11 protein-coding genes are annotated in these 13077 nt (G+C 44.7%); 8 read left to right on the forward strand and 3 right to left on the reverse strand.

The window, feature by feature from the left end:
* The first annotated feature begins 3 nt into the window (after positions 1-3).
* Positions 4-1269, forward strand: coding sequence for a glutamate-5-semialdehyde dehydrogenase (locus QT984_RS25750; RefSeq protein WP_333211959.1), 1266 nt, complete (start codon positions 4-6; stop codon positions 1267-1269).
* A 322-nt stretch (positions 1270-1591) separates the two neighbouring features.
* Entirely contained in the window at positions 1592-2731 is a 1140-nt protein-coding gene (locus tag QT984_RS25755) for a fatty acid desaturase (protein WP_333211957.1), read from the forward strand.
* A gap of 126 nt (positions 2732-2857) precedes the next feature.
* Here the strand turns inward: QT984_RS25755 and QT984_RS25760 are convergent, their stop codons facing one another.
* Complete coding sequence (locus QT984_RS25760; protein ID WP_333375216.1) at positions 2858-4561, reverse strand: lipoxygenase family protein; 1704 nt, start codon at positions 4559-4561, stop codon at positions 2858-2860.
* Positions 4562-4882: 321 nt separating this feature from the next.
* On the reverse strand, positions 4883-6019 hold the full coding sequence (locus QT984_RS25765; protein WP_333056556.1) for a class I SAM-dependent methyltransferase: 1137 nt from the start codon (positions 6017-6019) through the stop codon (positions 4883-4885).
* A 696-nt stretch (positions 6020-6715) separates the two neighbouring features.
* On the opposite strand from QT984_RS25765, the gene QT984_RS25770 reads away from it, so the two are divergent.
* The 3 genes from QT984_RS25770 (at position 6716) to QT984_RS25780 (ending at position 8836) form a co-directional block, all read left to right on the forward strand.
* Entirely contained in the window at positions 6716-7771 is a 1056-nt protein-coding gene (locus QT984_RS25770) for an adenylate/guanylate cyclase domain-containing protein (RefSeq protein WP_333056555.1), read from the forward strand.
* A gap of 36 nt (positions 7772-7807) precedes the next feature.
* On the forward strand, positions 7808-8248 hold the full coding sequence (locus QT984_RS25775) for an NUDIX hydrolase (RefSeq protein WP_333056554.1): 441 nt from the start codon (positions 7808-7810) through the stop codon (positions 8246-8248).
* Between the two features lie 132 nt (positions 8249-8380).
* Positions 8381-8836, forward strand: coding sequence for a GTP pyrophosphokinase (locus QT984_RS25780; protein ID WP_333056553.1), 456 nt, complete (start codon positions 8381-8383; stop codon positions 8834-8836).
* Positions 8837-8941: 105 nt separating this feature from the next.
* On the opposite strand, the gene fabG is transcribed toward QT984_RS25780, so the two are convergent.
* Positions 8942-9706 (reverse strand): 3-oxoacyl-[acyl-carrier-protein] reductase, encoded by a 765-nt coding sequence (fabG, locus tag QT984_RS25785; protein WP_172188962.1) that lies wholly within the window; start codon positions 9704-9706, stop codon positions 8942-8944.
* A gap of 73 nt (positions 9707-9779) precedes the next feature.
* On the opposite strand from fabG, the gene trxA reads away from it, so the two are divergent.
* The 3 genes from trxA to QT984_RS25800 form a co-directional block, all read left to right on the forward strand.
* Positions 9780-10097: a thioredoxin gene (gene trxA / locus QT984_RS25790; RefSeq protein WP_333056552.1), complete on the forward strand. Its 318-nt coding sequence runs from the start codon at positions 9780-9782 to the stop codon at positions 10095-10097.
* Between the two features lie 159 nt (positions 10098-10256).
* Entirely contained in the window at positions 10257-10841 is a 585-nt protein-coding gene (locus QT984_RS25795) for a hypothetical protein (RefSeq protein ID WP_333056550.1), read from the forward strand.
* Between the two features lie 665 nt (positions 10842-11506).
* On the forward strand, positions 11507-13077 hold a 1571-nt coding region (locus tag QT984_RS25800), incomplete at its 3' end, for a beta-propeller fold lactonase family protein (protein ID WP_333056549.1).

The raw sequence follows: 13077 nt of genomic DNA on the forward strand, positions 1-13077 counted from the left end.
TAGATGATAATAGAGGATTTTACCCATTCATCAGATGCCGCAAATGTCGCGCGTCGCGCTTATCAAGCTTCTTTGGAGTTGGCGGCGACAAAGAGTGCCGATCGCGCTGCAGCTTTGCAGGCGATGGCGGGCTCGCTGAAACGCAGACAAAATGACATTTTAGAAGCAAATACTCTGGATTTAGAAGCGAGTCGGGACATGGCGATTCCCGAATTGATTGTGGAGTGGCTGAAGCTGACGCCGGAACGGATCAAGACAACTGTGCAAATTCTGGAACGGTTGGGGGAAATGCCAGATCCGATCGGCAGGGTGATCAATGCTTCTTATCAGGTCGATCGCTGTCAGGTTTACTGTCAGTCGCTACCACTGGGGGCGATCGCTCTAATTTACGAGGCGTTTCCAGAGTTGGGGGCGATCGCCGCGGGTTTGTCTCTCAAAAGCGCTAACAGTTTGATTCTAAAAGGCGGCAGCGAAAGCTGGCAAACTAATGCTGTAATTGGGGAAGCTTTGGTGTCGGCGATCGATGAGGTAGGTTTGCCATCGGGATGTTTGCAGATACTGCCGCCTGATCGGGGCGCTTCGATCCGAGAATTGGTCACTCAAGACCAATATCTCAATTTAATTATTCCCTACGGTAGACCAAGTTTGGTGCAGCAGGTGGTAAGGCTGTGCACAGCACCAGTTTTGAGGTCGGCAATGGGAAATTGTTACCTTTATTGGTCGCCGACTGGTAGTTTGGAGATGGCAAGGTGGATGATTTTGGACAGCCATCAAAGCGTGCCCGATCCTGTTAATGCGATCGAGAAAGTGCTCATCGATCGCAACCAAAAGCCTTCTTCCTTAGTCAGGCTGTGGAACAGTTTAAAAGAAAAAGGCTTTCAAATTAGCGGCGATGCGGATCTTGTTGCAGATTTCCCAGAGTTGAAGCTGGCGGAAACATACGAGTGGACTCAACCGTATTTAAACAAAACCATCGCGTTTAAAGTTGTCGATAGTTTAGAGATTGCGATCGGCTGGATCAACCGCTACAGCAGCGGTCACGCTGACTGTATTGCCACTGAATCTTACTTAGAAAGTCGCCAATTTGCTCTGGATGTTAACAGCGCCTCAACTTTTATTAATGCCTCACCTCGGTTTTGGCGCTATCAAAATCGGGGAGATGCGATATTTTTGGGAATGTCCAACCAAAAAGGTTATCGTCGAGGATTGATCGGGTTAGATACGCTGACGACAATTAAAGAAATTGTTCAGGGAAACGGACTTTTTTAATCTTATAGGTTATTTAGAATTGGTTATTGAGATTAAACCAAACTCAAAAAATGGGAGACTATTATCGATGCGTAAGCCTTTAATAGTTGTTCCAAAAATCTTTTTATAGGATACAATAATATCTTGGTAGAACAATCAGGCAGCCTTGATCTAAAGCAATTTGATCACAAGCTCCCGGATAGCCGCAGTGGAGACAGATAAAATCTCCGCATCCTAACAATAAGCCGCCGGATTTATGTGTGGGTTCAATCTAAAATCGGGTACGGGATCTAATTAAATTTAGAAACTTATTAACTCACATGAAAATACTCTTAGCTATCACATGAAATCCGAAAAAACACTCAATACTCTAGACAATACCGCAACGCCGACTTTAGGCAAAGAAACGCTAATTCACCACTCGGTATATGTTAAAAAATTGCGTCCGCTGCTGCCATCAGATGCCTTTGAACCAGAGCCTAGCAAGTTAGCAATACTATTCATCAACGCTGCTATTTTATTGCTGGGATGGGGAATTGCTGCTAATCTCGATCGCTGGCCTGTCTATCTTTTAGGGCTGTACTTACCTTTAGCCGTCATCATGGGCAATAGTATCATAGTTTTGCTATTTAGCTCCCACGATTTGATGCACGGTAGCGTTCAGAAAAAGTCGCGCCTCACTTATCCGATCGCCTTTTTGGGACTAAGTATGCTGTTTATGCCGCCTACTCAGTGGAAAAATCTGCACAACCTCGTACATCACAATAACACGAATTCTGTGGCAGACCCCGATCGCAACTATCTGTACCAGCAACCAGATACTTGGGGAAAATGGATTCAAAATCTGTTTGTCCCGTCGGTAGAAGTAAATCCGGTGTGGTTAATTGTAGGGATGGCGGGTTCGTGGTTAGTGCATAATTTCCGCAATCTCACCTCGGTGCTGTTATTTAACGATAAATCTGTTGATTACGTACCGGCTGCCTTTACAGTTAGTCCTAAAGATAGATTGACAATCGCATTTGAATGTCTGGGAATTTTAGGAATTCATGCGAGCATTTTATTCTACCTAAATTTTCATCCGCTCAAAATCGCCCTTGCGTACTTTTTGCCGATCGCAATTGGTCATGCAGGCGCAATGTTTTACATCTATACCAACCATATGGGTTGCCGGATGACCGCGATTAATGACCCGCTGATCAACAGTGCTTCTGTGCGGGTTCCTAAAATATTTGACCTGCTGCACTTGAATTTTTCTTACCACACAGAGCATCATATTTTCCCCAGCATCAACTCAGACTATTATCCGATGGTGCAAGAGTTGTTGCAAATTCACTATCCCGGACGCATGAATTTAATCGATGCTGGAGAAGCTTGGCGGTTGCTGATGCAAACACCACGGCATTATCAAGATGAAGTCACATTCACAGATTCTGCGGGTACAATGGCCGTGAATTGCTCGATTGTTGAAGACTATAAAAGCTGAGAATTCGCATTGTAACTCACATCTTGAATTATGCTGAAGAACAGGCTTTTGTGCCTGTTCCACCAAGAATGAATTTTATTGTGGGGAGTAGGGGTTGGGCGTCTCGCCTGCCCCAAAAATACACTCCTACATACTGATGCTATTTAGCACCAACGAAGGCTTGAGAGCAAAATAAGGAATGACTCGTTTTTGATTGTTAGCATCAATCCTTTGTTCTGCCATATTCAAATTTTGCTGGAACTGTCTGGCTAAAAGTTGGATCGGGGTTCCCGCAAAAACTTCGTCGAAGCTCATCCGGTAGAGTTCTCGGAAAGATTTATCGTAATAACCCAAACGGTCATATCGATAAGCTGACAAAATAAACATAGTTTTCAGTTGCTCAGCCGCTCGTTTGTACGGAGGAAGCAACCGTAAAATATCCTTTTCTGTAATCACTTCGAGATTGCCAGAAGCGGTAATTTTGGGAATGTCCCGGTAGGCTGCCAAGGGCATATTGGCGGCAAAAGCCATGTATTCGTACTGGGGAAAATTGACGGCTGAATGCTGCGGGCCGCAGGTGAAAATTACAGTTGTGACAATTTTAATTAATTGTTCAACTGTGTCGATTTTGCTGGGCATTCCTTTGACTTTACCGCCGTTATCAGAGGCTAATTCTTGTGCCCAGGTTTGCAGTTCCACATCTTCTGCGATCGCCTCTTTCGTCGGGTAAAAGTGTTTGAGATAGCCGGAGACAAAGGTTTCGATCGCATTCCACAGTAGCAATCCATCATCTCGGTAAGGGTAGTGAGGCAGTTGATTTGGATCGTCCATTTCCCGATTTTTCAGTTCAGTTGGGAAGGCAAATTGATCCAGACTCCAGTTACTGCAAGCCTCTCTAGCTATTTCCATTGTCTCTGGCAAGCTACCGCTTAGCAAGTCATCGACTGGCCCGCCCGGAGCGATCAAATAAGAACGCGCCAGCTCGTTGTTAGTCAACATAAACCGAAAGTGCGGTTTCAGCAGCAGGCTAAGGGGGTGATTTTTAGCCAACTGTCGGGCGGTGACGATCGCGATTGGTTCCATCACCAAATGAGTTCGACCTAAATGCGAGCTCATTTCGTGGTGATTGGCATCTGCTACTTGCACGCAGAGTTTCGCAAACAGCCAATCCACAGGAGGATCGAACGGGGTGTAAAGATGGCTATTTGGGGTCGGATCTAGTTGAATGGCGATCGGCACCAGTTCACCGCGATCGCGGATTCCCGTCCACCGCCAAGCGAAAAAAGCTCGCGGTTTCGGCAAGAATTTTCTGCCTTTTTCATAGCTGCCACCTCCTATTTTTGAAGGCGCGCGATAGTGTTGGTCGCTACCCGTATAATCGGCAATGTAAATGTTTTTTTGTTGCAACTCTTGGCCCAGATCGAATAATGGGTGAAAGCTGGAAATTTGTCCCAGTGTTTGCGCCCGAGGATCGCCGGCATCTAACAAACGAAGCACCATCGGATTTGCTCCAGACAGGCGCTGTTCTGCAAAAGAGCGATTGGTTTGGTAGATTTTGGCAACAGCAGGTAGCGGCAGCAGAGTAAAGAAATCTTCATAGTCTTGGAGCTCGTCGAGAGGATCGAGAAAACTTCTCGAATCGGCCGCCAGCATATTTCCTGGAAGTTCCGATGTTGCTAGTATCCGCTCTCCAATATACTTGCTCGAAAAGTTCTCGACTGGTGGCACATCTTTCAATAATGCCAAAGGTGATAAACTCTCAAAGTCAAACTGATAAGCTTGTTGCTGCCGATTCAAGGAATCGCGACGCTGTTTTTGGTTCGGGTCGTCTTGAGGAAGAGAAGGTTTCATATTGTCTACCATTGTATAAATCAACTCTCTTTTTGTAGTAAAATATCGGAGATCATCACTACCGATCGAGGATGGAATTTAAAAAGTATTGTGCAGGCTCACGCTTGATATAGGTCTTATTCACCGATCGATAATCTTATTCCGGATTTTTTAAAGCTCAGAAAAATTCCTCAAAAGAAGGCAACACTTCTCGATCGCCCTAAATCTATGTTGAAAGGTTTCATCCTCCCGATAAGTAGCTCGCACTCAAGAACCCCGACTTCTTTGAGATGTCGGGGTTCGGGGAGTTCGGTTTTTTGAGCTGAGTCTACTCATTAGCGGTTAGGCACGAACCATTAAATATTGACCGTTGCCGTTATATTCGCCCTCGCAACTCGCGAAATTAGACACAAACCAAATCAAGTAAAACCGCCAGATGCGGCGAAATTTGGCAGAGTCGATGCCGTAGTCCAAATCTTTGACTATTTCCTGAGAATCGTCAAAGTTTTTCAACCAGTTAGCAAACGTTGTGGAGTAATTGTATCCGTTGAGATACCATCTTTTAATGGTCTTGAGGTCTTTGTTGTGGCTGGGAATTGCATCATATTTCCAGTAACGGCCGTGGGGAAAAATGTATTTGTGGGTGAAAACGCTGGATATATTGTTGGGAGTGCGAACTGTGATGATGTGAATGAAAACTTTGCCGTTATCCTTCAGGAAAGATTCTAGCTTTTGGAAAGCTTTCGTTAAATTGCCTATATGCTCAAAAACTCCGATGGAGAGAATTTTGTCAAATTTGGTCTCGAAGTTGGCGTCGTTAAAATCGCCTTCATATAGGGTAAATCGACCTGAACTAAGGTAGCTTTCGGGCTCTTGCATCTTCTGACGCATATACTCGCATTGGTGGTGGCTGAGGTTAATGCCAGTAGACTGGACATTGGGGAATTTGGAAAGAATGTAATTGGGAACGCAACCCCAGCCGCAACCAAAGTCTAAAATATTGTCGCCATCTTGAATCTCTAGCTTCTCAATCACATCATCATCAATCATCTGCATTTGCGATTGTTCAAGGTTGGCTGCTCCTTTTTCCCACAATCCCATGCTGTATTTAGGATAAATGAGTTTTCCATCGCCTAACATCGGATTCAGCATTGCTTGAGGTAAGTCGTACTGAATCTTCATTAAATCCCGCGGCCCTTCGGCTGTATGGTCTGTTTCTGTTAGTACCCATTCGTAGGGTGCAAGCAGGGAGGGGAAATGCTTAAAAAAGACGGGCATACAGGTATCAAAAAGCGATCGCAATACTGAATCTGCGACTTCTAATCCGTTGATGTAAGACTCTGCTACTGCCATTTGCACCGTGTTAACTGCACTGACTGCGAGGCGGGTTGCTCCGTAGGCGATCGGACTTTTGCTATGTACATCTCCCACGATGGGAATGTGTTTTTCGATGCTTTGTAGGACTGTTGATGAAGTCATGGTTATATTGGTTTTAAAGATGCTGCTATTCTATCTCACGAAAATTAGCTGGTTGTTAGAGATCCAAAAAGCTGAAACTATTGTCAAGTCAGGTTTGCACAGCAAAACATCCCAAAATCCTAAAAACATATGGCGCTTGAAGGGGATTTGATAACGGATTTATCTGGCTTTGGGTGATCTTAATTTTATTAAGAATTATGTCAGTCTATTTGAGATTTGAGATTTGAGATTTGAGATTAACTCCAGAGCTTGAATTGGGGTATTTTTACGCTGAGATTAAAATTTTAGTGTTCAGTTATACCATTTTAGATATTAGAATTGAAAATGAATGATGAGCTAAGAGTTGGACTCTTGCCTAGAGTTGCATTCTTTTTTTAAACTGGTGTCAATCGATTTTAGATTTTAGATTTTAGATTTTAGAGGCGACCCCACGGATAAATGCTCTTTCTTGAGGATTTTCGATTTTCGATTTGGGATTGATTTGCGCGAGATAAATCACGTGGCGGGTACCACATGAAGAAATTCGTGGTCAGTTGGGCGCTTGAGGTGAGGAAACGAGAAGCAAGTGCCGATCGCGACTTATAGTTAAGGTATCAGGGATACAGAAAAAATGCCCAGAAACCGGGTTTGCATACAGGTTCACTGCAATAACAGATGTCCGCGAGATTTCTCGCTAATTAGCTAGACGCGCCATATATGCCACAGATTCACTATCTGCCGGACGATCGCACGATCGAGATAGACGACGACGATATAATTCTCGAAGCTTCCCTGCGTGCCGACATTCCCCACACCCACATCTGCGGCGGTAGCGCCCGATGTTCGACTTGCCGGGTATTGATTGTCGAAGGTTTGGAATTTTGTTCTCCCCGCACTTCGCCGGAAGAGGAACTTGCCAAAAAATTGCGCCTAGAACCGGAAATTAGGCTAGCTTGTCAGACACAGGTTGCGGGCGGCAGGGTGATTTTGCGCCGACTGGCGATCGATTCTGAAGACTTGGAATCATTTAACGACGAAATGGTCGGAAAGTTGATTTCTAATCCTGTGGGTCAAGAGAAGAAAATTGCAATTTTGTTTGCCGATATTCGAGGGTTTACTGCGTTTGCAGAATCGCTGTTGCCCTACGATATAATTTATGTTTTAAATCGCTATTTCCAAAAAATGGGTTATGTTATCAACCGCAACGGCGGGATGATTAATAATTACATGGGAGATGGTTTTATGGCGCTGTTTGGGTTGGAAAATTCAGACAAGGCGGCCCAACAAGCAGTGAGGGCTGGGGTGGAGATGCTGGAGGAACTAGAGAAACTCAATCCCTATTTTGAGACTTTATACCGTCACCGGTTGCGGATTGGGATTGGCATTCACTGCGGCTGGGTGGTTGTGGGGAATTTGGGGGCGTCGAAGAGTCAGACAGTTACGGCGATCGGGGATGCGGTGAATTTGGCCAGCCGGATCGAGGCGGCTAATAAGCAAGTAGGAACAAGTTTACTGATTTCCGAGGAGACTTATCAGGAAGTGAAAGAATTGGCGATCGTCGATCGGCGCGTATCCGTGCCAATTCCGGGGAAAAGTGGCGAATATCCGCTGTATGAAGTAGTCGGGATGCCGCCGCTGCCCGTGGAAATCGAAGAAGTTTCTGAGGTAAGGGAAGGTTCTATTTGGCAAAGTTTTGTCAATAAATTGTTGGCTTTGTATGCTGTGGCGTACAATTGGATTAGGAAAATTTGGAGTCACATCAAAAAACTATAGAGCAACTTTTTGGAGTTTGGTTATTTCCTCAATAATATGAATATTCCCAATTCAATTGTCCGCATTTTTATAATGCTCCCGAACGGTCAGATCGTCGCACAAATGCGAGATAATATTCCAGGTATTGCAAGCCAAGGAATGCTTTCTACTTTTGGTGGTGGCGTGGACATTGGAGAAAGTCCACAGCAAGCAGCAGTGCGAGAACTGGAGGAAGAAACTAGCATAAAAAGCGATTGCAAAGTTGAATTTATCACAACTTTTCTTTACATAAAAAACAACAATCCCGAATTTATCCAAAAAAATCACCTATTTTTGGCAAAAGTTAGCAATATTGAAAAAATTGAAATTCAAGAAGGTGTGGGTTTTGTAGTTTTGAGAAAAGATGTCGATTTCGAGAAAGTCAATGCAGGGGAGGGGACTCAAATGGCTTGGAAATTGTTGCAAGAATATTTAAAATCAAATAACCTGTGTATGTAGGGTGCAGAGTGCGTAGCTTACACCATAGATAGACAGTGAAAAAAATCCTCTCTTGCGTAAGTTCTATTTATTTCCGACTGCTTAGCTTTTCCCCGCTAGGGGGATGAAACTATAATAGAGAACTTCTTTACGATGCTGTCAACTACGAATTCAGAGTACGAATCATTACTACAACGCGCGATCGCGATCGCCGCCAAAGCTCATGATGGACAGGTTGATAAGGCAGGCAAGCCCTATCTATATCATCCCCTATTTGTGATGGAAAATGTAAATTCTCTAGACCAGAAAATCGTAGCGGTTCTACACGATGCGGTCGAAGATTCTGAACTTACACTCGACCAACTCAGAAGCGAAGGTTTTCCTGAATTTATAGTAAAGGCGATCGCCGCAATTACCAAAATAAAAGGAGAAGCTTATGCAGCTTATTTAGAACGTGTGATTGCAAACCCGATCGCACTGCGAGTCAAAATCGCTGATGTTACTCATAACCTTGATATTAGTCGCATCGCCAATCCGACAGAGGCAGATTTTCAACGCATTGCAAAATACCAAAAAGTCCTCCGTCAGTTGCGTGCCGCCTTAAAGTAATTATTAACCGCAGATATCCGCCTTCATCGTGGCACAGGCATCTTGCCTGTGCGATATCTAGGCATCATGCCTGTGCGATATCTGCGGTTAAAAAAATCCCCAAATCTAAGCCATCACCATCCCCCCATCCACATTAAAAACCTGCCCAGTTATATAAGCAGCCGCCGCATCTGCCGCCAAAAACTTCACCATCCCCGCAACTTCCTCAACTTCCCCATATCTCCCCAGCGGAATATACTTCAAAATCTCATCAGACTTGACATCCTTAGTCATATCTGTAGTGATAAAACCCGGTGCAACTGCATTCACAGTAATCCCGCGACTCGCCAACTCTTTCGCCACAGTTTTAGTAAATCCAATTACCCCAGCCTTTGCCGCACTGTAATTAGCTTGTCCCGGATTGCCCATTTGTCCAGCAACCGAAGCAATATTAATAATTCGGCCGCTTCGCTGTTTCAGCATGATTTTACTGGCAGCTTTCGCACACAAAAACACGCCAGTTAAATTCAAATCAATCACCGCTTGCCAATCTTCCAACTTCATCCGCAGCAGCAAAGTATCGCGAGTAATGCCCGCATTGTTCACCAAAATGTCAATCCGTCCCCATTTTTCCATGACATTACTGGTGAGTAAATCTACTTGCTCAGTTTTCGAGACATCTGCTGCAAGTGCGACAGCTTCTCCTCCAGCAGCGACTATTTCTGCTACCACCTCATCAGCAGCCGCACTCGAACTCGCATAGTTGACGGCGACTTTAGCGCCCTCTGCTGCTAGGGTTAAAGCAACGGCGCGGCCGATTCCCCGCGACGCACCGGTCACGACAGCAACTTGACCCCGCAATCTCTGAAAAGTCTCTGGTAATAGTTCCATAATTGTATCCTCGCAATCTACCAGAGAATTTTGCACTAAAATCGAGCCAGAACCCAAAAAATTATTTTGTCTTATGGCAGTTCAAAAACAGTTCAGCAGTTTTGAAGAGTTACTATCGGGCTCTGACTTGCCGGTGTTGGTAGATTTTTACGCTACTTGGTGCGGGCCTTGTCAGATGATGGCACCGATTTTGGAGCAAGTGAGTGGTCAGATGAAAGACAAGCTGATGGTTGTCAAAATTGACACCGATAAGTACGAACAGTTGGCGTCGCAGCATCACATTTATGCTTTGCCGACTTTGGTGTTGTTCAAAAATGGCGCTGAGGTCGATCGCATTGAGGGAGTGATGCAAGCGGCGCAGTTGATCGATCGAGTGCAACCTTTCTTGTAGCACGAGCTCATCATCTCACACGTAGGGTGCGTCAGCTAATAGACATCTCCCAAAAAGATATTCAAGAACAGGCAGGATGCCTGTTCCACAACAATTATGGGAGATGTCTAATATCTGATTCATTATGAATAAGATAATCCTAGTTGACGCACCCTACTGATGAAGACTCCCAGCCACGCTATTATCAATCTGGCAATTCTCGGCAAACCGCAACTGCCGCAAGCTAATCTCATTATTGCGATCGGCGGAATCTTACCCGACATCCCAATATTTTTATTTTACTTTTGGGCGAAATACATTGCTCGCTTGCCCGAAGCTACAATTTGGTCAAAAGCATATTATGAGCCTTTTGTACAAAATATTGTGGCTCTGTTTCATTCAATTCCCCTTGCGGTTATTGGTTGGCTAATTGCTTATTACTTTGGGTGGCAAAGCGTGCAAATTTTGTTTATCAGCATGATACTACACTCTCTGGGAGATTTGCCTGTCCACAATGACGACGCTCACCGCCACTTTTTTCCGTTCAGCAATTACCGTTTTATCAGTCCGTTTTCTTATTGGGATAGAAAGCACTACGGGTCAATTGTTTCTGTGGTTGAAATGTTGTTAGTGCTGCTGTCAACTTTCCGGGTTTTTGGTTTTGTTAATTCTTATGCTGGTAAAGTATTGTTGATTTTGGTGAATGCTTTTTACATAATTGGAGCGGTGTCTTTTTACGTCCGTTCTTTAGTTTCTCGTTCTTAATTATGCTACTGGAAGTTCGATCGCGATATTAGAGAAATTGTATTTGCGGCATTAAGGGCGATCGTACTGGGAATCTAGAACACAATGTAAAGTTTTATAACAAAAATCCACATTTCTGCCTCAACAGCTTGACAAAAACAATTTTCTTATGGTGAGATACTAAGAATCACAACAAGTTACTGTATCGCTTGTTCGCATCTTAATGAAATTTTCCAATAAATCGCCCTTCAACAGTCAAGAGCCGTTCCCTATTGGTGAAACGACCTTAATACCTGAATTCGACCTAAATACCGCAAACTTACTCAATCCTCAAGCCCTTAGCAGCCCTACCCCAGAGCCAGCACTCCCCGGACTTCCAGACAGTTTTAACAATAACCCCGAAGACACCGCAATCTCCTCCAAATCCATCAATTTTAGCCCCAAATTAAAGGATTTCAGTTTTACCCCCCCCCGTAAAAAAATCTCTTGAACTCGATACTCTCACTGGCGAACCTGTAAACGAAAGACAAATCGACTACTTCGGTAAAGAGGGTATTTTTGCGGAAAGACGCGCATCTCAACTCGCTCCAAATGCGGCAAATCCCAAAAATCCTCCACTGATTGAAAGTGCCGAAGTCAAATTCAAAGACGCAAACAATCAACCTTTTGAGAACAATCTACCAGTTTTGTTTCTGACGGGAAGCAACGTTTTAGCAGACAACTTTGGCGACCCCAAAGGTAGCCAATTTAGCGATTTAGTGGTAAAATTTTATGTTGGTGACCAAGCTTACGAAGGCACAATACTAACCAACCTCAGTCGCGAATTAGCAGACAATAAATTTGAAGTAGCTGTCAGAGTTCCCGACACCGTACCCTTGGGCGATTCGCGAATTGTCCTCAGTCGCAAACAGAACGAAAAAGTCAGTTCAAATCCGGCAGAACCAGCAACAGAAATTCTCTACAACAGCAATTCCTACCGGATTGAAAACGATACAGAATATGTTTTTGGGGCCCAGTGGACAGCGGATAGAATCGCCGTACTCAACGGTTCCGACCCCGAATCTGTTGTGGCGATAACGAACAGCAGCGACTTGCTAATTGGTAACATTGCTGTAGGTACGGACGATCGACTAGATAGAGCCAGAGATTTGACTGTAACTAGCGACGGTTCTCGCGTGTACGTCCCGCTGGAAGCTTCCGGTAGAGTCGCTTTAGTCGATCCGATAACCCGACAGCAGGTAGATACTAAAGCGGATGTAGCTGGCTTAAACCCGATCGATTTGCCTAGCGGTGCAACGCCTCGTTCAATTGTACTTGATTCTCGCGACCAATACGCTTACATTGCTGACGGCAAAGCTGGCGGCAATTCCATCTACGTTCTCGATATCAACCCGTTCTCATCCAAGTATCACCAAGTTACCCAAACTATCACAGTTGGTGCAGCACCTAGCGGTTTGCGACAGATGGCAATTAGCAGCGACGGAAAGAAGCTATTTGTTACCGCACCGAACGGTTTGAACAGCCAGATTTACGTTGTGAATATTGACCCCAAAGACCGACCCAGCGACCCCAGTCAGAACCCTCAAAAGTGGAATCAATTAATCGGAAATATAACAGCCGATGAAGGCGTAGAAGGATTAGCTTCTACGGTCTATCCGCTGAAGATGACGTTTACAAACAGCGGGAAAGATAGCAAAGGATTTGGGGTACTGGATATTACTAATAATGACCCGGTAAGTTTTGCTGCTACTACTCGCTATACAAATTTAGGGTTGGGTTCCGACTTTGATTACTTCGATGTGAATGAGGGAGTTTCGGTAACGGTTTTACCGGATGCTAGCTATGCGTTTGTTGTGGGTCGCAATGCGGACGCGAAATTTTTCGGTCAGGAATTGCCCAGCGTGGATGGAGACCCCCGGGCCGGGAGCAATATCGGCATTATCAAAGACCCGCTGACGAATCCGCAATTAGTAGCAGCAACTCGACCAATTCCCGACGGATTTGCTACTGATTTAGCGCTTTCAAGTGATAGCAAGTACCTCTATGCTTCCTATCCCAATTTGAGCGGTGCTAATGGGAAGGTGTATGTCTTTGACACTGAAGAATTCGTGAAAACAGTGACAAACCCCGCTCAATTTCAAATTGATGCTAAAGGTCGGGGTGTCGGGCTGCCTTTGTTTGACAGCACTACGGCACGAAATGCTACGGTTGCTGACCTTTCCACAGTGCCCATTGATAATATTAACCCAGCGGTTAG

This window comes from Microcoleus sp. Z1_B2 (assembly GCF_036700325.1).
Lineage (GTDB): Bacteria > Cyanobacteriota > Cyanobacteriia > Cyanobacteriales > Microcoleaceae > Microcoleus.

Bases quoted from the DNA above. Each gene is read 5' to 3' on its own strand.
- QT984_RS25750 (WP_333211959.1), top strand. From the start codon at position 4: ATGATAATAGAGGATTTTACCCATTCATCAGATGCCGCAAATGTCGCG.
- QT984_RS25755 (WP_333211957.1), top strand. From the start codon at position 1,592: ATGAAATCCGAAAAAACACTCAATACTCTAGACAATACCGCAACGCCG.
- QT984_RS25760 (WP_333375216.1), bottom strand. From the start codon at position 4,561: ATGAAACCTTCTCTTCCTCAAGACGACCCGAACCAAAAACAGCGTCGC.
- QT984_RS25765 (WP_333056556.1), bottom strand. From the start codon at position 6,019: ATGACTTCATCAACAGTCCTACAAAGCATCGAAAAACACATTCCCATC.
- QT984_RS25770 (WP_333056555.1), top strand. From the start codon at position 6,716: ATGCCACAGATTCACTATCTGCCGGACGATCGCACGATCGAGATAGAC.
- QT984_RS25775 (WP_333056554.1), top strand. From the start codon at position 7,808: ATGAATATTCCCAATTCAATTGTCCGCATTTTTATAATGCTCCCGAAC.
- QT984_RS25780 (WP_333056553.1), top strand. From the start codon at position 8,381: ATGCTGTCAACTACGAATTCAGAGTACGAATCATTACTACAACGCGCG.
- fabG (WP_172188962.1), bottom strand. From the start codon at position 9,706: ATGGAACTATTACCAGAGACTTTTCAGAGATTGCGGGGTCAAGTTGCT.
- trxA (WP_333056552.1), top strand. From the start codon at position 9,780: ATGGCAGTTCAAAAACAGTTCAGCAGTTTTGAAGAGTTACTATCGGGC.
- QT984_RS25795 (WP_333056550.1), top strand. From the start codon at position 10,257: ATGAAGACTCCCAGCCACGCTATTATCAATCTGGCAATTCTCGGCAAA.